The sequence below is a fragment of the Mesorhizobium opportunistum WSM2075 genome (genome assembly GCF_000176035.2).
GTDB classification, from domain to species: domain Bacteria; phylum Pseudomonadota; class Alphaproteobacteria; order Rhizobiales; family Rhizobiaceae; genus Mesorhizobium; species Mesorhizobium opportunistum.
In genome coordinates this window covers 2,750,344-2,770,817 of record NC_015675.1, presented here as the reverse complement: position 1 = coordinate 2,770,817, position 20,474 = coordinate 2,750,344, and the positions used below count along the sequence as shown (strand labels likewise).

The 20,474-nt window shown below is 61.1% G+C and carries 20 protein-coding genes; 4 read left to right on the top strand and 16 right to left on the bottom strand.

Going from position 1 to position 20,474, the window contains the following annotated elements; all coding sequences use genetic code 11:
* The 8 genes from MESOP_RS13270 to uxuA all read right to left on the bottom strand — a co-directional run bounded on the left by MESOP_RS13270 (position 1) and on the right by uxuA (position 8,876).
* Positions 1 to 786, bottom strand: a complete 786-nt coding sequence (locus MESOP_RS13270; protein WP_013893842.1) for an SDR family NAD(P)-dependent oxidoreductase — start codon at positions 784 to 786, stop codon at positions 1 to 3.
* Position 787: 1 nt separating this feature from the next.
* The gene (locus MESOP_RS13265; protein WP_013893841.1) at positions 788 to 1,783 is read right to left on the bottom strand and encodes an ABC transporter permease; all 996 of its coding nucleotides are present in this window, start codon (positions 1,781 to 1,783) and stop codon (positions 788 to 790) included.
* A gap of 54 nt (positions 1,784 to 1,837) precedes the next feature.
* On the bottom strand, positions 1,838 to 3,370 hold the full coding sequence (locus MESOP_RS13260) for a sugar ABC transporter ATP-binding protein (protein ID WP_013893840.1): 1,533 nt from the start codon (positions 3,368 to 3,370) through the stop codon (positions 1,838 to 1,840).
* The gene (locus MESOP_RS13255) at positions 3,360 to 4,343 is read right to left on the bottom strand and encodes an ABC transporter permease (RefSeq protein WP_013893839.1); all 984 of its coding nucleotides are present in this window, start codon (positions 4,341 to 4,343) and stop codon (positions 3,360 to 3,362) included. Before MESOP_RS13255 ends, MESOP_RS13260 begins: the two co-directional genes overlap by 11 nt.
* Before the next feature lie 169 nt (positions 4,344 to 4,512).
* Positions 4,513 to 5,544 carry a sugar ABC transporter substrate-binding protein gene (locus MESOP_RS13250; protein ID WP_013893838.1) on the bottom strand — a complete coding sequence of 344 codons (1,032 nt, stop codon included), beginning with the start codon at positions 5,542 to 5,544 and terminating at the stop codon, positions 4,513 to 4,515.
* A gap of 28 nt (positions 5,545 to 5,572) precedes the next feature.
* Positions 5,573 to 6,421 (bottom strand): IclR family transcriptional regulator, encoded by an 849-nt coding sequence (locus MESOP_RS13245; protein ID WP_013893837.1) that lies wholly within the window; start codon positions 6,419 to 6,421, stop codon positions 5,573 to 5,575.
* Positions 6,421 to 7,569: an ABC transporter substrate-binding protein gene (locus MESOP_RS13240; protein WP_013893836.1), complete on the bottom strand. Its 1,149-nt coding sequence runs from the start codon at positions 7,567 to 7,569 to the stop codon at positions 6,421 to 6,423. Before MESOP_RS13240 ends, MESOP_RS13245 begins: the two co-directional genes overlap by 1 nt.
* A gap of 122 nt (positions 7,570 to 7,691) precedes the next feature.
* Positions 7,692 to 8,876, bottom strand: a complete 1,185-nt coding sequence (gene uxuA / locus MESOP_RS13235) for a mannonate dehydratase (RefSeq protein WP_013893835.1) — start codon at positions 8,874 to 8,876, stop codon at positions 7,692 to 7,694.
* A 166-nt stretch (positions 8,877 to 9,042) separates the two neighbouring features.
* On the opposite strand from uxuA, the gene MESOP_RS13230 reads away from it, so the two are divergent.
* The 4 genes from MESOP_RS13230 to MESOP_RS36165 all read left to right on the top strand — a co-directional run bounded on the left by MESOP_RS13230 (position 9,043) and on the right by MESOP_RS36165 (position 12,199).
* Entirely contained in the window at positions 9,043 to 9,825 is a 783-nt protein-coding gene (locus tag MESOP_RS13230) for a FadR/GntR family transcriptional regulator (protein WP_013893834.1), read from the top strand.
* Complete coding sequence (locus tag MESOP_RS13225) at positions 9,818 to 10,603, top strand: SDR family NAD(P)-dependent oxidoreductase (protein ID WP_013893833.1); 786 nt, start codon at positions 9,818 to 9,820, stop codon at positions 10,601 to 10,603. Before MESOP_RS13230 ends, MESOP_RS13225 begins: the two co-directional genes overlap by 8 nt.
* 3 nt (positions 10,604 to 10,606) lie before the next feature.
* Positions 10,607 to 11,719, top strand: a complete 1,113-nt coding sequence (locus tag MESOP_RS13220; protein ID WP_013893832.1) for a mannonate dehydratase — start codon at positions 10,607 to 10,609, stop codon at positions 11,717 to 11,719.
* Between the two features lie 99 nt (positions 11,720 to 11,818).
* On the top strand, positions 11,819 to 12,199 hold the full coding sequence (locus MESOP_RS36165) for a KTSC domain-containing protein (protein ID WP_013893831.1): 381 nt from the start codon (positions 11,819 to 11,821) through the stop codon (positions 12,197 to 12,199).
* Positions 12,200 to 12,659: 460 nt separating this feature from the next.
* Here the strand turns inward: MESOP_RS36165 and MESOP_RS13210 are convergent, their stop codons facing one another.
* The 8 genes from MESOP_RS13210 to MESOP_RS13175 all read right to left on the bottom strand — a co-directional run bounded on the left by MESOP_RS13210 (position 12,660) and on the right by MESOP_RS13175 (position 19,967).
* Complete coding sequence (locus MESOP_RS13210) at positions 12,660 to 13,535, bottom strand: acyltransferase family protein (RefSeq protein ID WP_041164114.1); 876 nt, start codon at positions 13,533 to 13,535, stop codon at positions 12,660 to 12,662.
* 134 nt (positions 13,536 to 13,669) lie between these two features.
* On the bottom strand, positions 13,670 to 14,338 hold the full coding sequence (locus MESOP_RS13205) for a methyltransferase family protein (RefSeq protein ID WP_013893829.1): 669 nt from the start codon (positions 14,336 to 14,338) through the stop codon (positions 13,670 to 13,672).
* Positions 14,339 to 14,493: 155 nt separating this feature from the next.
* A complete protein-coding gene (locus MESOP_RS13200) occupies positions 14,494 to 15,018 on the bottom strand; it encodes a prepilin peptidase (protein WP_013893828.1) in 525 nt (174 codons plus the stop codon).
* Between the two features lies 1 nt (position 15,019).
* A complete protein-coding gene (locus MESOP_RS13195) occupies positions 15,020 to 15,568 on the bottom strand; it encodes a tetratricopeptide repeat protein (protein WP_013893827.1) in 549 nt (182 codons plus the stop codon).
* A 53-nt stretch (positions 15,569 to 15,621) separates the two neighbouring features.
* Entirely contained in the window at positions 15,622 to 16,587 is a 966-nt protein-coding gene (locus MESOP_RS13190) for a type II secretion system F family protein (RefSeq protein ID WP_013893826.1), read from the bottom strand.
* Between the two features lies 1 nt (position 16,588).
* Positions 16,589 to 17,563: a type II secretion system F family protein gene (locus MESOP_RS13185; RefSeq protein WP_013893825.1), complete on the bottom strand. Its 975-nt coding sequence runs from the start codon at positions 17,561 to 17,563 to the stop codon at positions 16,589 to 16,591.
* On the bottom strand, positions 17,560 to 18,933 hold the full coding sequence (locus MESOP_RS13180) for a TadA family conjugal transfer-associated ATPase (RefSeq protein ID WP_013893824.1): 1,374 nt from the start codon (positions 18,931 to 18,933) through the stop codon (positions 17,560 to 17,562). The genes MESOP_RS13185 and MESOP_RS13180 overlap by 4 nt, the downstream gene beginning before the upstream one ends.
* Positions 18,927 to 19,967, bottom strand: coding sequence for a phosphatase PAP2 family protein (locus tag MESOP_RS13175; protein WP_083833244.1), 1,041 nt, complete (start codon positions 19,965 to 19,967; stop codon positions 18,927 to 18,929). The genes MESOP_RS13180 and MESOP_RS13175 overlap by 7 nt, the downstream gene beginning before the upstream one ends.
* Positions 19,968 to 20,474 lie beyond the last annotated feature (507 nt).

Here is a 20,474-nt window from a genome sequence, read left to right as displayed (position 1 = left end):
TCAAAGCAGTTCGGGAACGTAGCGCGGAGCCGCGGTCAGCCCGCCGTCGACACGCAGGTCAGTGCCGGTGGTGAAGCCGGCGGCGTCCGACGCCAGATAGACGGCGGCCTCCGCCACTTCGGAAGGCTCGCCGATGCGGCCAAGCGGATGCATCTTGACCCAGGCTTTCGCCAGATTGCCGCCGATCTCCTTGATCAGCCTGTCGTTCATCGGCGTGTTGATGGTGCCCGGCGAGATCGAATTGATACGGACGTTCATCGGCCCGAACTCGACCGCCATCTGCCGCGTCATCGCCATCACCGCGCCCTTGGCGCCGGCATAGGCGGTCCAGCCGTCGAGGCCGATATGGCCCTGCGCCGAGGCCATGTTGATGATCGAGCCCGACTTTTGCGCGATCATGTGCGGCAGCGCGTATTTGCAGCCGCGAAATACGCTGGTCAGGTTGACCGATATCAGCCGGTGCCACTGCTCGTCGGTCATCTCGTGCACCGGCATGCCGCCAATGGCGATGGCGGCATTGTTGACCAGGATGTCGAGGTGCCCGGTCTTGTCGATGGCACTATCGATGAGGCCGGCGATGTCAGCTTCCTTCGAGACGTCGCAATGGACATAGTCGGCACGGTGGCCCGCCGCGCGAAGTGCGGCCGCGAAATCCTCGCCCGCACTGTCGGCGATATCGCCCAGGAAGACATGCGCGCCTTCGCGCGCCATCGCCTGCGCGATCGCATGGCCGATGCCGTCGGCGGCACCGGTGATGACAGCGGTTTTCCCTTCAAGACGAGCCATGTCAGCCTCCGTTCGCGCGCCGGCGTTTCGCCTCGTCGAAGGCAACGGCGGCAATGATGATCATGCCGGTGATGACCAGCTGCCATTCGGTCGGCAGGCCGAGCCCGCGCAGGCCGTTGGACAGGAACTGCAGGATCAGCACGCCGAGCGCCATGCCGGTCAGGCTGCCGATGCCGCCAGCAAGGCTGACGCCGCCGAGCACCGTCGCGGCAACGACCTGGAATTCGAAATTCAGCCCTGCCGTATGCTGCGCCGAACCGACGCGCGCGGCCAGGATGATGCCGGCGACCGTCGCCAGCAGCGCGCTGATGATGAAGCAGATGAACTTGACGCGCCGCACGTCATAGCCCGCCAGCCTCGCCACTTCCTGGTTGCCGCCGACGGCATAGATCTGCCGTCCGAACGGCCGGTGCTGCATCATGTAGGCGAAGGCGGCGAGCAGGACGATGGCGATGACCGCCGAATAGGGGATGATGTTGAACAGGCGGCCGTCCGACAGCGCAATGAAGCTGTCGAGACTGGCGTCGTCCGGGATCGCGCGCTGGCCGGTGTAGAGATAGACGCCGCCGCGCATGATGAACATCGTGCCCAACGTCACGATCAGCGAGTTGATGCCGGCATAGGCGGTGAGATAGCCGTTCACCACGCCGATGATCAGCCCGAACAGCAGCGCGCCACCGATGCCGAGCAGCAGCGAGTTGGTGTCGTTCATGATGATGATCAGCGGCAGCGCGATGGTCGCGAGCAGCGAGCCGATCGAAATGTCGACCTCGCCGGAAATGAAGACGACGGCGCAGCCGATGCCGGCGATCAGCGGCAACGACGCCTGGCCGAGCACGTTGGTCAGGTTGCGCACGGAAAAGAAATTCTCGACTGTGAAGGAAAAGAACGCCAACACCAGGATGAAGCAGACCAGCAGCGCCAGTTCCTGCCGGGCAAAAAGCCGCGCCAGCATCGAAGGCTGGGTTTTTGCGGAAGCCGTGCTTGCAAGGCTCATCGCTTGCTCCTTTTCAAGAACGGACCACGGGATAGGCCGCGAGCCATCATGGTCTCACCCGATCGCCGCATTGAGGATCTTTTCCTGCGTAGCCTCTTCGCGCGACATGATCACGGTGAGGCGGCCTTCGCACATCACCGCGATCCGGTCGGCAAGACCGAGCAGTTCCGGCATCTCGGACGTCATCATGACCACCGCCAAACCTTCGCCGGCGAGCCGGTCGATGAGCGCGAAGATTTCCGACTTGGCACCGACATCGATGCCGCGTGTCGGCTCGTCGACGACGATCACCTTCAAGCCTCGCATCAGCCAGCGCGAGATCAGCACCTTCTGCTGATTGCCGCCCGACAGGTTCTTCACCTGCTGGAACAGGCTGGGGGTCTTGATACGGAAGCGGTCGACATAATCCTGCACCGCCTGGTGCTCCCTGGCCTTGTCGACGAACCCCAGGCGGGCGAAGGCGCCAAGCGAGGCCAGGCTGGCATTCTGGTAGACAGGCAGTTCGGCCATCAGCCCTTCGCTCTTGCGATCCTCGGTGAGCAGGCCGATGCCGAGCCTGACGCCGGTGCGCGTATCGTGCGGCGCGAGGCGACCGCCATCAACCATGATCGTCCCCGATGTGATCGGGTCGTAACCGACGATCGCCTTGGCGAGTTCGGTGCGGCCAGCGCCCATCAATCCGAAGAAGCCGAGAACCTCGCCGGCGCGGGCCTCGAAGGATACGTCATGCAGCTTCTTCGCCGTGCTCAGTCCTTCCACGGACAGAGCAATCTTGCTGCCTGCCGCGCCGCGCTGGCGGGGAAACAGATTGTCGATGCGCCGGCCGATCATGTCCTGGATCAGCGTGTCATTGGTGTGCTCGCCGATCGGCCTGGTCGAGATGTGTTTGCCATCGCGCAGCACTGTCACCGTGTCGGCGATCTCGAACACCTCGTCGAGCTTGTGGCTGACATAGACCACCGCGATGCCTAGGGCGGCCAGCCGGCGGATGACGGTGAACAGCAGCGAGACTTCATTTGGCGTCAGCGAGGAGGTCGGCTCGTCCATAACCACGACGCGGGCTTCATGAGCGAGCGCGCGGGCAATCTCGACCATCTGCTGCTGGCTGACCGGCAGCGATCCGGTGCGCGCCGCCGGGTCGACATTGAAGCCGATGCGGTTGAAGAGCGCTGCCGAATCGGCGCGGATCTTTTTCCAGTCGATCGAGCCCATCTTGCCGGTCGGATAGCCTTCGAGGAAGATGTTCTCGGCGACGGTGAATTCCGAGATCAGAGCGATCTCCTGGAACACGACCTTGATGCCTTCCTTCAGGCTGTCGCGCGGCGACTTGATGTCGACCTCGCGTCCGCGCATGCGGATGGTCCCGGCATCCTTGCCGTAGACGCCGGCCATGATCTTGATCAGCGTCGACTTGCCGGCGCCGTTCTCGCCCATCAAGGCATGGATCCTGCCGGGCTCCAGCGTGAAGTCGACATTGTCCAGCGCCACGACGCCCGGGAAGCGCTTGTCGATGCCGCGCAATTCCAGCGCCGGCACGTTGGTGTCGATGGCCGCGGCTTCGCCGGGGTGCAGGAAATCAACGGACATTGGCTCTGTTCCGGATGATGTCGAGATAGGTCGCGAGGATGATGACGACGCCCGGTACCACCATCTGCAGGTCCTGGTTCCAGCCGAGGATGATGATGCCGTTGTCGATCACTTTCAGCACCAGCACGCCGAGCAAGGTGCCGAACAGCGATCCACGGCCGCCGAGCAGGCTGGTGCCACCGAGAATGACGGCGGCGATGACGGTCAGTTCGAAGCCACGGCCGGCGGTCGGCTGGCCGGCATTCATCAGCGACGACAGGATCATGCCGGCAATGCCGACGCAGAGCCCGGTGACGACGAAGGCGAACAGCTTGAGGCGCTCCGAGCGCAGGCCGGACAGGCGCACCGCCTTTTCATTGGCGCCGACCGCATAGAGGTAGCGGCCGAGCGTGGTGAAGCGCAGCGTCACATAGGCGACGACGAAGATCAGCGCCGCCAGGATGACGGGAACCGGCGCCGCGCCGACATAGCCGGCGCCAAGATCGGTGAAGCTTGCGAGCTGATTGTGGTTCTGCACCGCCTCGCGGGTGAACAGATAAACGCCACCCTGCAGCATCATCATCGTGCCGATGGTGGCGATCAGCGAATTGACCCTCAGCCGGGTAACGACCAGGCCGTTGAACAGTCCGACGCCGCCGGCAAACGCGAGCGCTGCCAACATGCCGAGTGTGAGGCTGTGGGTTGAATTCAGCACCGCCATGCCGATGCAGCCGACGAAGGCGAGCGAAGCACCGACCGAGAGGTCGACCTCGGCAGTGATGATGAGCATGGTCATGCCCGAGGCGACGATCAGCACCAGCGCGCATTGGCGCAGGATGGCTATGATGTTGGCCTCCGAATAGAATTGCGGCGCCGCGATCGAGATGGCGATGCACAGCACCGCCAGGATGACGCCCAGCACAAGCTGGCTGCTGCCCAGCAGCTGGCCGCCCATAAGGCGCTTCGGCGCGGAGGCGTGTGTAAGCTCGCTCATGTCAGTCCATTCCGGGCCGTTTGCTAGAGCGGCTCATCGTTTCATGGAAACGCAGAGCCGCTCCAGCTCTTTCTTTGATGCAATTCCTGTGGGAAAACCGCTTCACACTTTTCCTGGAATTGCTCTGAGGCGCCTTTCCCGCGATGCGGGAAGGGCAATGTCGGCGGCTTTACTTTTTCAGGTCAGCCGAGGTCTTCATGCATTTTGCCGGTGGCTGCAGTGCGTTGACGGCATCCCATTTGATGGTGCGGGTGGTGCCGTCATAGTCGTAGTATTTCTTCCAGTCCTCGCCGTTCATCGGCGCGGTGGGGCTGACGATGTGCTCCGGCACTTCCTCGTTGTTGAAGAGCTTGACCGCGGCGTCAATGGCGGTGAAGCCTTCCTTTTCAGGGAACATCGCTGCCTCGATGCGGTACGACGGCTCGTTCTGCATGGCGTTGATGAAGGCAAGGCCCTCGCCACCGGTGCCGACGGTCAGCAAGCCATCCTGCGACTTGCCGGCCGCCTTCCAGGCCTGCAGGCCACCCAGCGAGGACGAGTCGTTGATGCCATAGATGATGTTGATGTCGGCATTCTTGGCGAGCGCGGCCGAAGACACTTCGAGCGCGCGGTCCGGATTGCCGCCGCCATCAAGGTCGTGGACCATGACCGCGTCGGGGATGATGGTCTTCAGCCCGTCCATGAAGCCGTGCGAGCGCAGCACCGTGGCGGAAAGCAGGGGAAGGCCGACATTCATCACCTTGGCGACACCGCCGAGCTTGTCCTTGGCGTATTTGCCGGCTTCCACGCCGGACATGTAGCCGGTGTCGTAGTCGCAGATGGCGACCATCGTGGTCATGCCCTTGACGGGGTTGCCTTCGAGCACCACGGGAATGTTGGCGGCCTTGGCCTGACGCAGCAGCGGCACCACGCCTTCTTCATTCACCGGGGTGATGATCAGCACGTCGACGCCTTTGGCGATGAAATCCTCGGCCGCGGCGACCTGCTTGGATATGTCGAGATTGGCGTCCTGGACCTCGACCTCGATTCCGAGTTCCTTGCCGTGAGCCTTCATGCCCTTGATGACGTTCTGGTACCACTCATGGGTGGCGTAGTTGGTGACATAGCCGATGCGCTTGGGCATGTTCTCGGCATGCGCCGCCGCGGCGCCCAGGGCCAGCAGGGCCGCGGATGCGAACAGGATTGATTTGGACCGGTGCATTTTCTTCTCCCAGGTTTTATCGCTTTTGTTAGTCGCTGAACGGGTAATCCCGCCGTTCCGGGTCGGCACGTAACGAAGAGTTGGATTCGCCCCAGCCAAGTGCCGCCGATATCTTCTCGGCGGCGGCCCGGGTACGCTCGAAGACGGTTTGCTGGTCAAACCGCGCCGCCTTCTGCGGCAGCAGCGGGACGGTGAGCGCGGCGATGACGGCGCCGGTATGATCGCGCACCGGCATGGAGATGTTGGTGCAGGCTTCGACCGCGAGCGAAGCGCGCATTTCGTAGCCGAGCCTTGCCGCCTCGTTCAGCCGAGCCTCGATCTCGGCCCGTGTGCCCTGCCCTTCACCGGCGGCCACGATGCGCTCGATGATGCGCTCGCGCTCGGCGCGGTTCGAATGGGCAAGCAGCACAGCACCCGAACTGGTTTCGAGGATCGGGAAATGCGACCCGAGTGCAACCGAATAACGCATCGGCAGCGGCGAATCGATCTGCAGCACCACCAGCGCGCTCCGGCCCTCTCGCACCACGAGATGGCAGCTCTGATCGGCATTGGCGGTCAATTCGCGCATCACAGGCAGCGCGCATTCGACCAGCCGGTTTACCGGCGGATGCATGTGCGCTAGTTCGAACAGTTTCAGCGACAGCCGGAAGCGGTCGGACTGCGTGCGGAAGATGTAGCCGCGCTTCTCCAGCAGAAGCAGGATGCGGTAGATTTCGTGGATGGAGCGGCCGAGGGCGGCCGCGATCTCGGTCTGGGTCAGCGTCTCGGCGCTGGAGGCCATGAACTCCAGGACGTCGAGCGCCTTCTCCACAGCCGGCACGCGGTAACCGTTGCGGCTGCCTTCGGCTTCGTCTGGTGTCTCGGCGACACTGGCCATCACGCAACGCTCCGTTGCGGCTGGCCCTGCCGGGTTTCGCGGTAGAGGCGGTTCAGATGGTCGGCGAGTTCGGCCGCCGGCATGTCTCCGGCGATGGCGGCAGCCGCATGCGGCGCGCACTCGCGGAAGAAGGCGATGAAGCCCGGATGCGTCGGGCGCAGATAGGACGAGGCGATCGTCGCAAGCGTCGAACTGAAGAAATTGCCGGAGAGATGGTTGACCTCGACATCTTTCCAGGCCGCCAGCGATCCCGGCTGGCCGCCCGACCTGACATAATCGCCCCGCTGATATTCGGGCGAGCACAGGAACAGCGCATAGTCGATCGCTTCCTGCTTGTGCTTCGACTGGGCGCTGACGCCGATGCCGGCGCCGCCGAGCAAGGCGCCTGCGGAGCGCGGCGTCGGCACGTCGGCAAAGCGCAGATACGGCCTGTCGGTCTTCGCGGCGTAATTCACATAACCGAAGGCGAACGGCACATAGACCACGTCGTCATGCGCGATCATGTGGTCGTAGCAGCGGATCGGGTTCCATTTCGCTGAGTTCGGATGCGACAGTGCCGCAAGCTCGCGTAACTGCCCGATGGCCTGTTCGATCGTGTCCCGGGCAATGAAGTGCTCGCCGTTCTCCTGTGGATGGCCAAGCGTCAGGAGCATGCACATGGCATCCGTCGGCACCGAGGGCAGGCCCAGCCACTTGCCATCCTTGCGCGCCTGCCGGCCGAGTTCGACCACATCGTCATGCGTGCGCGGCACCGGCCCGTAGCGTTCCAGGAGATCCGGGCGATAGGAAGCGACCTGGCAGGCGGCATCGATGGGCAGCGCCCACTGGCGTCCGTTCTTTTCGTAGGATTGCCAGGACGCACCGACGGAATCGCGTTCGAAGAACTGGATTTGCTCCGCCGACAGATAGGCGTCGAACGGCACCATCAGCTCCTCCTGCGCGATGTCGCCGATGAAGGGATGGTCGAATACGACCAGATCGTAAGCGGCAAGCACCGGGCCGAGCGCACCCTCGCCGAATTCATACAGGCTGCGGCGGTCCCATTCGATTTCCTGGCCCGGATTGCCAGCGCAATACGGCCCGACACTGGCGTCGAGCGGACCCCAGCAACGTCGATGATCCCACGCAAGACCGCGCAGTCTTGTCATTTCAGGCAATTCCTCCCTGGAACCGGGCATGCGTGCCCGGCCCGCTGTAGTAGCAGGTATTTTCACCTAGACAAATAGTTTTTACATATGCAAACGGCGAAGCTATCGCCCGCCGACCATCCTCATGCCAGCCCGAACCGCTCCACGGCGCGCATGATGCCGCGCAGTTCGGCGAGGCCTTTCAGCCGACCGATCAGTGAGTAGCCGGGGTTGATCTTCTTCTTGCCGATGTCGTCGGCAAGCAGGTGACCGTGATCGGGACGCATCGGGATCCGCCAGTCGGCACGGCCTTCCCCGCGGCGACGCGTCTCTTCTTGCATCAGAGCTAGAATGACATGCGCCATGTCGGTGCCGCCCTCGAGATGCTCGGCCTCATAGAAGGAGCCATCTTCCTCGATGGTGATGTTGCGCAGATGAACGAAGTGGATGCGGTCGGCGAATTCCTTGACCATGGCGACGATGTCGTTGTCGGCGCGCGTGCCGTAGGAGCCGGTGCAGAACGTCAGGCCATTGGCCGGGCTGTCGACGGTTTTGAGGATGAAACGCGCATCCTCGGCGGTCGAGACGATGCGCGGCAGGCCGTAGAGCGAGAAGGGCGGGTCGTCGGGATGGATGCACATGCGCACCCCTTCCTCTTCAGCCACCGGAATGATCTCGTGCAGGAACCAGGCAAGGTTTTCGCGCAGTTCCTTCGGGCCGATCGCATCGTATTCCGCCAGCGCCTCGCGAAAGCTGTCGCGGTTGTAGCTGCGCTCGGTCGCCGGCAGGCCGGCGATGAGGTTGCGCTCGATCTGGTCGATCTTCTCAGGCGCCAATTCCTTCAGCCGCGTCTCGGCCTCCGCGATACGAGCCGGCGTATAGCTTGCCTCGGCATTCCTGCGCTTCAGCACGAACAGGTCATAGGCTGCGAAATCGATCGCATCGAAACGCAGGGCGTAGCCCGTCGTCGGCAGCCGATAGGCCAGGTCCGTGCGGGTCCAGTCGACCACGGGCATGAAATTGTAGCAGATCGTCGCGATGCCGGCCTTGGCAAGCGATCGGATCGAGTCGCGATAGTAGCCGGCATAGCGCTCACGTTCTGGCGCGCCGATCTTGAAGGAATTGTGGACCGGGATGCTTTCGACGACCGACCATGTCAGGCCGGCGGCCTCGATGATCCGCTTGCGCTCGAGCACTTCGGGCTCAGACCAGGCCCTGCCGTCATAGATGTGATGAAGCGCCGAAACCACGCCGGTCGCTCCAGCCTGCTTGACATGCTCAAGCGTCACCGGATCATCCGGACCATACCAGCGCCAACACTGTTCCATGAAGCCTCCTCGACATTTTCGGCAACCATATTGTTGGACCACAAGGCTGTCAACAAGCCAGACTATGACTCCCAAGAGCTACCTCTGGCCATTTCATCCCGCTTCCAGTTGATTTCCCATCGTGTTCGCCGTAGCCTTGGTCCAACAAATGACAAGAGGTATTCGCGTGGAACAAGATGATTCCGACCTGACTCGAGCGACAGACGACGCCGGGGTCAGCAGTTCGGCCGTCGACCAGACCGTACGGCAGATCCTTGACCTCATCCGCAATCGCTCGATGTCCGTCGGCGACGTGCTGCCCACCGAACGGGAACTTTGCGAACTGTTCGGCGCCAGCCGCAACACGATACGCGAGGCGCTGCGCACGATCCGGACCTATGGTCTGATCGATCCCAAGCCGCGTGTCGGCGCCGTGCTGGCCGATCGCCAGAATGTCGCGATCCAGAATTTCTTCGCCGCCCAGATGGACATTTCGAAGACCTCCTTTCACGACATCCAGGGCTTTCGCCGTATCATCGAAGTGAGCATCGGTGACCACGTCATCCTCAATGCCAGCGCCACCGAAATCGACGCCCTTGACGAGGTCAACGGCCGGATAGAGGCCAGCAAGGATGTGCAGGAGGCCGCGCAGCGCGATTTCGATTTCCACCTCGCGCTGGTGAAGCTCGCCGGCAATCGCATGCTGGTGCAGACCTATCAGTTCCTGTCGCCGGTCATCCTGCACATCATGACCGTCGGCAAATCCATCCGGCCGATCCTCAGCGAAACACGCCGTGCCCATGGCGAGATCATCGCGGCGCTGCGCGCGCGAGACCGTATCGCCTACAGCTATCTGATGAGCCGGCATCTCGATTTCGGCTTGCGCTTCGTTCCCGACGACCTCGAAAACGTACGGACCCCGATTTCTTCCAGGGATTTGCCTTCTTCCAAGGATTTGCACCATGTCTGATTTTGAGAACAAGGTCGCGCTGATCACCGGCACGACTGGAATAGCACTCGCCACCGCAAGGCGGCTGGCGCAGGGCGGTGCCGCCATCATAGCCTGCGGCATCGACCGGGCGGCCAATGCCGCCATGCAGGAAGGCCTCCTCAAGGCCGGAGCCAAGGCGCTGGTGCAGACAGTGGATGTCTCGGTTTCCGACCAGGTTCGCGACGCGGTCGCGGCCGGCGTCGAACGGTTTGGCGGCATCGACATCATCGTCAATTCCGCGGCGGTCCATCCTTATGGAACCGCGACGACGACCGACTGGGAGACGTGGAACAGGGCAATGACCGTCAATGTCGGTTCGATCTACCTGACCGCGCATTTCGGCATTCCGGAGATGGTCAAGCGCGGCGGCGGCGCCATCGTCAACGTCGCTTCGGTGCAGGGCTTCGCCTGCCAGCAGAATGTGGCCGCCTATGCCACGACCAAGGGCGCCATCCATACGCTGACGCGCTCGCTGGCGCTCGATTACGCGGCATCCGGCATCCGGGTCAATTCCGTCAGCCCGGGCTCGATCCGCACGCCGATCCTCGAGAAGGCCGCGCGTGGCGAAGGCGGCAGCGACGCCGATGTCGAAGAGGCCTACAGGCGCTTCGGGGCGGCGCATCCGCTTGGCCGTATCGGCGAACCGGAGGAGGTGGCGGAGCTCATCGCCTTCCTGTGTTCGGCGAAAGCCGGCTTCTGCACCGGCGCCGACTACAAAATAGATGGCGGCCTGACCGCCGGGATCGGCGTGAAGTAGACCATGAAGATCGGTCTTGGCCTTTACCGGGAGTCGCTCACCCCCGACAATTTCCGCTTCGCCCGTCAGGCGGGCGCCACTCATGTCGTCGCCCACCTCACCAACTATTTTCGCGGCCGCGATCCTTCGCTGTCCGCCGGCAGCGAGAAGGAAGGCTGGGGCGACTGCTCCACCGACGAATTCTGGGACTACGAGGATTTCGCCGGCCTGGTGAAGACCGTGCGCGACAATGGTCTGGAGATCGCCGCGATCGAAAATTTCTCGCCGCGATTCTGGTCGGACGTGCTGCTCGGCGGTCCCGACAGGGCCAGGCAGATCGAAGGCTTGAAGCGGCTTGTCCGCGATGCCGGGCGTGCCGGCATTCCCTGCATCGGCTACAATTTTTCGATCGCCGGGGTCTGGGGCTGGTCGCGCGGGCCGTTCGCGCGCGGCGAGGCGATGTCGGTGGGGCTCGATCTCGCCGCCATCGACCCCGACCTGCCGCTGCCCGACGGCGTCGTCTGGAACATGCGCTACCGTGCCGGCCGGCCGAATGCCGAACCGGTGTCGGTCAGCAGCGAGGAACTCTGGCAGCGGCTCGGCGGCTTCCTGCAGGAACTCGTTCCTGTGGCCGAGGAGGCCGGCGTGATGCTGGCGGCGCATCCCGACGATCCGCCGGCGGAGGCGCTGCGTGGTGCCGCGCGGCTGGTCAACCGGCCGCAGAAATACGACCGGCTGATGGGCATCGTCGATTCGCCATCGAACGGACTGGAACTCTGTCTCGGCTCGCTGCAGGAAATGCCGGGCTCGGACGAGATCTACGGACATGTCCGGCGCTTCGCCCGGACCAAACGCATCGGCTATATCCACTTCCGCAACGTGCGCGGCAAGGTGCCCAGATATCACGAGACCTTCGTCGACGATGGCGATATCGACATGGCCGAGATCGTGCGCATCCTGCGCGATGAAAACTATGACGGCGTGATGATCCCCGATCATACGCCGGAAATGTCCTGCGACGCGCCATGGCACGCCGGAAAGGCATTTGCGTTGGGCTACATGCGCGCGCTGGTCCAGAATGCCGCCGCACTCGGGCCTTCGCGCACCCAATCCACCAGCATCCGGATGCCAGCCTGATGACCATTGGCGACGGCATGAGCGCCGTGGGGGCCACGGCGCGGCACGGAACCGGACCAGGCCTGGCGGGTTAATCCGGCTGGGCAGTCAGGTGCCGATATGCCGTCGACCGCGATCCGGAACACACAATACGATCCCGCCACCAGGATCCTCTCCGTCTGGTTCGTGCCGAGCGGCAATCGCTACGACTATCTGGACGTTGCCCCGGCGACCTATGCCGCTTTCAGGAAGGCTTCCTCGAAAGGCCGCTTCTTCAACGAATTCATCGTCGCGTGGCATGACAGGCGCTACGCGCTTTTCCTGACGAGGTTCCAACTCTTTGTTTTGACGCAATTCCCAAGGGAAAGCGCTACGCGCTTTTCCCGGGAAAACCGCTTCACACTTTTCCTGGAATTGCTTCTAGAAGCAATGCGCCATCTGCCCGAAGCCGCTCGGGCTGCATGTGCGGCCGGCGTGGCTGACGTGGGGCTTCGGACCTGACCGATAGCGGTGACCGCTCTGGCAGCCGCTTATCGCCAGCAACAGACCCAACACCAGGAGTTTTCTTCCAACCTTGATCACCACGGCAACTCCTGGCGCGGGTACGTCTGACGGGAGCCTGAAGGCCCTCGGATCGCATTTCATCGCGTCTCGCGACAGGCACCTCAGGGTTTTGCGGCAATGCGACCGCGGACGCGATCGATTGCCGTTGGAGTGGCAAACATCCTTGCCGTCGAAGCCCGAATGAGCGTCGGCAAACCGGGGTTGGAGGGCTTGGTTCGCCGACGCTCGACGATCGCGGTGTTTGGGGGTACTGGGGGGTCGTCGGTACCGCGAACCATCATTTATTAGCATTTGCGAATATAAAGATACAGGGCCATTCGCGAATAAACACAGCTGATTTTGTCGAGGATTGCTGCCGGGAGCCTGGGATTGCCTGCGGGCAGTAGCCATCGATCCTTTATGCAGGACGGAAGCCAGTTTCCAGGTGGGGATCATGCCGGCGCAGGAATTTGCGCAGCGGCAGCTCGAACCGGATGTACATCCGCCAAGCGAAAAGAACTGATGTGGCTGTGCCGATCACGATGACAAGGTCCGGAGGAATCGGAAAAGCGGTCCACACCATCAGAAGCAGCGTTATCGGCAGAGTGTGGATCAGGTAGAGCATATAGGAGGCATCGCCGAGGGACGTCCAGACGCTCGGTTTCGCGTCGATCTGCATCGTGCCGAAAACGATCATCGCCGCCGGGAGACCGTAGACCAGCACGCGCTGGAAGCCGTTATCGCCGGCGAGAAACTCCATCGTCCCCCCTCCCGGCGCTATCCCGATGAAGCCGGTGCCTATCATCGCCACGGCGCCGATCGGCAAGCACCAAACCGCCGGTTTCCACTTGGGCATGTAGGCGAGACCGACGCCGAAGCCGAACTCGATGATCAGCGGGTTACCAAGAAACTGCGGGACCGGACCCGCCGAGCGAAACATCATCGCGACGCCGAAAATACCGACGAGTCCGACCAGCAGCCGCCGGTCAATGAGAACGATGGTCGCGGCGGCGTAGAAAAGCATTTCGAAGCACAGCGTCCAGGCCGCCGGCAGTGCTGGCGCGGTCATTTGATCGGTAGCCGGCCATAGCAAGAGCGTCGCCAACGCGTCCCGCCAGCCGAAGCCGGTTCTGTAGGCGACGATCGCATAGGGGATGCTGATCAGCAGGTAGAGCGGAACAATGCGCCGGAACCGTCTCCAGGCGAAAGATCGCCAGGTCAGACCAGGTGCCGTCCTGGCAATGATCACTCCCGATATGACAAAGAAGATGTCTACGCCCGCGAAGCCGGCCACCTGAAAATCATGAGGTAACAGGCCATTGGATCCGGTGGCCGTAACGGCAGTCTGGCTGCGTGGACATAGACGACCATCAGCGCGGCGACGAAGCGAAGTACTTGCAAGGACCAGATCAACCGGGCGGGCCCTGACTATTGGCCGCCGGGGTTTGGTATGGCCCCACCAAGGAACCGCGGCAAGAGCATGGGGACGTGCCGAGCGTAATCGGCGTATTCCGGGAAGGTTTGCCGCAGGACAGCCTCCTCATTCCTGGCGCGTCGATACTGCAAAAGAAACTGGAGCATACCCAGCGCCACCATCAGCGCCGAAAAATGCGAAATGATGATGCCGAAAACGAATACCGCCTCACAGACATAGAGGGGATGGCGGACAACTGAATATGGGCCTGAGGTAACAAGCTTCCGGGCGGTGGCCATGATGGAGAAAGAGCGGCCGAGCCAGTAAAGACAAAAAATCGAACTGACCGTGCCAATGAATATCAGGCAAAGAGCCGCCACCTGTACCGTTTCACTGTCCAGCGCCGGGGTCAGAAACGCCGCAACCAATATCAGGAACGTTCCGGTAATGGAGGTTACCCTCGACTCGAGTCCTCGGGCAGTTCCCTTCGGTGGAAGGCGGCTGATCGTCATGATGAGCTGCAGCAGCATAAACACAACCGTTGCCGTTCGGGTGACGACAGCCAACGAACTTGCCGAGGTATCCTGTTGAAAATGAATGAGCAGAGGAATCGCACTGAAGGTCGCCAGAACCGCCACGACAACGACGATGGCAACGCGTCCGGCAAAATCTTCGGTCAACATTCCGCTCTCCACTCCATTCAATTCCATTCCATAGAAGCATTCAAGCATTTCATTTACGTCAGAATTAAATAGCGTTATGATAGTTAATATAGACGGTTCCATTTGATAAACCTGACGGAATATCGAAATCTAATGTCGAATGACTTGCCCTTCGTTCATCCTTGAGCAAAACCATAGACCAACGAATAGCTGTATATCTGGAACGCGACCGTGCAGATTGCCGCCACGGAGATCGGGACTCCAAACGGCACGACGCCCTTGCGGTCCATATGCTGGATGTAGAGCCGAAACGCGCCCTCGGGCAGCATGAACGGTGCTTTCACCACTGTTACTGTGATCAAGGCAAAGACCAGCAACAACATGGAAAACAGGACAAGGCCGCTGCCACTGGTCAAAAACGGCATGACCGCCATCAGCTTGACATCACCTGCACCGACCTTGCGCAGCACCCAGAACGGGAAGAATGCTACAAGCAACAGAAGCGCGGCAATGGCACTCAGCCCCATGTCCCACCAGGATCCGGACTGGAGCGAAAGCAGCAGCAGCCGCCCCGCTCCCAGGCAAAGCAGCAGCAGCACGTCGCGATTGGTAATCTTCTGTGTCTTGAAGTCGAGCCACGCAATCCTTGCCAGCAGAGGGATGGCAAGCACGTTCAGCAGCAGCGCTTCGACGAGCAACATGCTAGCGCTCGATATTCTGCACGCTTGACGACAGCAGCTTCAGATTGTTGGCTACGGTCGGATCGTTGGGCGCCAGTTCGTAGGCCTTGAGGAAATTGCTGCGTGCGTCCTGCAACTTGCCGCGCAGCAGGTAGGAATAGCCGACATTGTTGTAATATTCGGGCGACGCACCCATCAGCTTGAAGGCTCGGCCATAGGCCCTATCGGAAAGATCGAAGCGGTGAATTCGGTCGGTACAGGCGGCCAGTCCCATCCAGGCGCCGCCGTCATTGGGGGCGAGCTGCGTCGCCTTGAAGAACAGGGCGCCGGCATTGCCGTAATTCTCTGCCCGAAACTGGTTCTTGGCTTCCGCGACGGCCTGGTCCGAGGCGTAATATTCAACGTCGCTGACCGTCTTCACCCCATCGAAGGCATCGCCGAACGACGTTACGTCGCCTTTCGACGGTTCGTTGGTGCGGACGACACCACCTGTGGTGTCCGCGCCGTTCGTCTGGCAGCCGGCAAGCGCCGTCACCAACAGACAGACCGCGGCTACAATAACCCTCTTCATATTCTATCCCCAAAGGGTCCCCGACTCATATTAGGACCAAAGCATATAAGCAGCTAGAAGAAAACGCCTTTCATCCGGATGATCAGCGGCAACATGATAACCATCATCACGACGGGAAAGATACAAAGCCCGAGCGGAATCATCATCTTGACCGGAAGCGCGTTGGCGCGTTCTTCAGCATGCAAAATTCTCTGGCCGCGCATCTCGTCGCTATAAATGCGCAAAGCGTCCGTCAGGCTTGTGCCAAGTTCCTCGGATTGGCGGAACAGCACAGCCAAGGCTCGCGCTTCCTCAAGCCCGATTCGGTCAGCCAACTCGCGTAACGCTTCGCGCAGCGGCTTACCCGCGCGCAACTGCAGTGTCATGATCGACAACTGGATGCCGAGCCATTTGTGGGTGCCGGCCAGTTCGGCGCCGACGCGCTCGACGGCCGCCTCGAGGCTCATACCGGCATCCGCACAGGTGATCATCATATCCATGAAATCGGGAAAGCCACGGCGATAGATCCGCTTTTGGCCGTTCTCGAACCGGTCAAGTGCAATGCTGGGGATGACGAGGCAACCAAGCCCGATCAGTGCCGCACCGGCAAAAGCTGCGAAGCCGGGCACCTGCGGCGGCAATACTGCCGTCAGAACAGCGTAAGTACCAAGAAACCCGACGCAGACCGCTCCGAGGCGCGTCAGCGTGTAAATTGTCGGCGCGCTTGCCTGATAAAACCCGGCTCGAAACAATTTTGCTTCCAGCGCATTCGGCTCGCCGCGTTCCTTCTCAAGAGTGCGGAAATAGGCATCGACAGGCCGCTTGGCCGATATCCTGTTGAGTTCCTGTTGCGCATAGAGCGATCGACGATTGGTGATCCCCTCGGAAAGAAGACTTTGCTCGACCAGCCGTCTCGTCTGGATAGCCGGCATGATCACCAGGGCGCCCAGCACAAAAAGCGCCGCCGCTGCAAGAAAAACGGCAACGGAGAGCAGAACGGTCGGGTCTTCGATAAAGGTTAGAATGGAGATGCCTCCCAACTTAGAAATCAAAATTCACCATGCGGTACATGATGAAATCACCGAGCAGCGCCCACAATCCGAAGATCACGAATACTGGCAGGATGAGCGGACTATCCCACACTTCTCCGTAGAATTTTGGCGCCACGAGCAGCAGGATGCCGAACATGACAACCGGAAACAACGAGATGATCCAGGCCGACATTCGGCCCTCGGCGGAAAGCGCTTTGATCTTCATGCGCAGCTTGCGACGCTCGCGCAGCACGGAGGACAGATTGGCCAGGATTTCGGTCAGGTTGCCGCCGGTCTTGGCCTGAATGGAGAGGGAAACCGAAAGCAGATGGAGCCCTTCGAAGCCTACACGTTGCGAGAGCTTCCGCACGGCCTGTTCCAAGCTGAGGCCGAACGTGATTTCGTCGGACACGATGCCGAATTCGGTACCGAGCGGGTCCGGCATCTCACGCGCGACAAGTCCGATCGCCACGGTGGTTGGGTGACCGGCCCGTAACGAGCGCACGATCATGTCGAGCGCATCCGGGAGTTGCGCGGCGAATTTCTGGATTCTTTTGTTTCGCGCGCGCCGCAATACCATGAGTGGCAGGACGAGGCCGACGAGTAGAAAGACAATGACCGCGACGATGGCAGAGAAACCCAACAGCAATGGCAGCATCAGCGCCAGCACCAGACCGGCAAGCAGGAATACCGCGGCAAATGCCAACGGGTTACCGGTTATGCCGGATTGCGTATAAAGCCGGTTCAAAGCTACCGCGCCGAAAATAAAATCGCCCGAGGCCGTCAGGCCGCGCTCTTGCAGTAGGCCTTGCAGGCTTTGTTCGGCGGGCGAGTCCTCACCCAGTCGTCGCAAGCGCCGGTTGATGATTCCTGCCCTCGTCCGTCGCCCAGCGAAGGACAGAAAAAATGACTCGGCGGCGAGAATCACCGAGGCGGCCGCCAAGACATAAATGAAGTAGAGCAGGGTCTGGCCGGTCGGGATCATAACGGAACCTGAGGATTGAAGGCATCCTTGGCGAACTGATGGCCAAGCGTCGCCGCCTCCTGGGCAAAGCGCGGTCGAACACCAGTGGCGCGAAACTCGCCGATAATCGTTCCATCCGTGCCAACGTCGCGGCGAACGAAGTGATAGATTTCCTGAAGCTGGACGACATTGCCTTCCATGCCGGTCAGCTCCGATATGGATGTTACGCGCCTGCCTCCATCCGAAAGACGCTGTGTCTGGACGATGATGTCGATGGCGGACGCAATCTGCGCCCGGATGGAATCGTTGCTCATCGGCATGCCGGCCATGCCGACCATCTGCTCAAGCCGCGATATCGCATCGCGCGGCGTGTTGGCATGGATGGTGGTCATCGAGCCCTCATGGCCGGTGTTCATCGCCTGCAGCATGTCGAAGGCTTCCTCGCCGCGCACCTCGCCCACAATGATGCGATCCGGCCGCATGCGCAGCGCGTTCTTCAGCAATTCGCGCTGACGCACCTCGCCCTTGCCCTCGACGTTGGGCGGGCGCGTCTCCAGCCGGCCGACATGCGGCTGCTGCAATTGCAGTTCCGCAGCGTCCTCAATGGTGATCAGGCGCTCCTTGGACGGAATGTAGCTCGACAGCGCGTTGAGCAGGGTCGTCTTGCCGCTGCCGGTGCCGCCCGAAACCAGGATCGACTTGCGCGCTTGCACGGCGATCCGCAGCAGATCGACCATTGGCTGCCGGATCGAATTGAGTACCATCAGGCGTTCAAGCGAGTAAGGGTTCTTGGAGAATTTGCGGATCGAAACTAGCGGGCCGTCCACGGAGATCGGGCGCACCGCGATGTTGACGCGCGAGCCATCTTCCAGACGGGCATCGACCATGGGCGCTGATTCATCGACGCGCCGGCCAATGGCCGAGACGATCTTGTTGATGACACGCAGTAAATGCGCCTCGTCACGGAAGCGGATCGACGTTTCCTCGATCACGCCGCGCCGTTCAATGAACACGCGCTTGTGCGTGTTGATCAATATGTCGGCGATGGAATCGTCCTTGAGCAATGGTTCGATCGGCCCCAATCCGAGCATCTCGTCGGCGGTGTCGCTTGTAAGCTGGTCGAGCTCGCGGGCGTTCAGCGGCACGTTTCGACCACGAACGAATTCGCGAACGATCGGCAGGATCTCGTTCAGGATCTCGTCCTTCGACGCCGTTTCAAGCGCCGTGAGGTTGAACCGGTCAATTAGATGCCGATGGAGATCGACTTTCAAAGCAAGGAACTCATCGCCGTGCGGCGCAAGGTCCGGGATCGCCGGCGTTGGCGCCGCAGGCAGCGACACACGTTGCTGTGCCGGCTGTTCTGCCGGTCCCTTGAGGAAACGGCCTAGCATTTTGTGCTGCCCTCGAATTCGCCTGCCCTGAAACTGTTTGCCGATCGCAAGGCGCCGGCGCCGCCAATCAAGCGGACAGATTGAATCGCCGCAGCCGCGATCAAGACACCGGCGAGAATGTCCACCAGATGGTGACCGCCTTCGGCCGGCGTGGCCAATAACAGCATGGCGTCAAGCAGGAACACAGGCAGCGCCACGAAGCGTATGCCGCGCACCGAGTAGACGAATATCACGGCCAGGGCGGAGTGGAAGGATGGGAATGTGATAAGGCCTTCCGGATGCTCGATCAGGAACGGCTGCTGCGTGCGGAGCGCGTAAAGCTGTTCCAGATGCCGCGATCCGGCGCCGGGAGCAAAGGCACTCAGAAGATCCGGCGAAGGGTGGTAGAAATAAAGAGTGCCGGCCGCCGGCACGGCCATTGCGATCAGGCACGTCAGACAACCGGCAAGCCCAAAATGAGCGGCGTATTCCAACAGGCGGCCCGATCGACCGGTAAAGGCCAGGATTGCCGTCGGCAGCAACAGCTGAATCTTCAGACTGAAATAGGCTTGCGAAAGCGCGGCCGCAATCCAGGGGTGATTGTTCAGCCCACCGACATAGGCAACCCAATCGAAGTGCAAGGCAGCATCCCCCGCAGCCAGATATTTATCCATCAAAGGCCGGCTTGTCGCGCTCGCCAGATAGGAGAACAGCAGGAGCCCTACCGAGAACAAGGTGACAACACTGAAGTTCCCTACCAGCGCCTCGGTCCTGCCCGCCAACTCCCTCACGATGCCGCGATAGCGAAAAGGTGTCTTGCGCAACTGGTAGCGCATCGCCCCAAGAGACGCCCACAGCACGCCCAAAGGCACCACTATGGAGGCGGTATCGATCCAGAAACTTGGGGCGACAGCCACATTCGAGAACGGAAGCCAGATCAAGTCTACGGCCCCAAGCCCCATGAGCAAGGCCACAATCAGGACGAGAACCCGGCTCTTGTGAAAAATCCGTCTGGAATCGAACCGCGAATATGCATTGGCGCCTAGCTGGGTCACGTCGCGTGCGCGATCCGGCAGTGGTCTTGCGAACCGCTCCCCACCTCCCGCCTGCCCGGCTTCCGATCGACTCAACACGAAAAATTAGCCCCCGCTACATTCGAATTGTCTAAACTAATCATTAACCACGGGAGCGGGCAAGCGCCTGGGAACGAACCGCGAGCCATTACTTACAACATAGTTAAGCAAGCGGCGCCAAAAATATCGTTTTTATTTACCCGAGGCTCCTCCTCGTCCAGCCTGACGGAACCTTGCGGAGCGCAACATATGGCGTTGTGCCGGAAACTCCCCGTAACCCCCTAGATATAAAGGGATATGCGGTATTGCTAATATTTCATGCCGCTATATAAGCTAGCGCTAAATTGTGAACGAATGGTTAAGATCACTTGAAAAATTAATCGAATCAAGGTCTTGTCAAAATTAAAACCGACTGAAACCCCGCCCGATCAGGTATTCAAACGTAAACAAACACTTAATCGCATTTGACTCTGCTTTTTCGTGGGACCT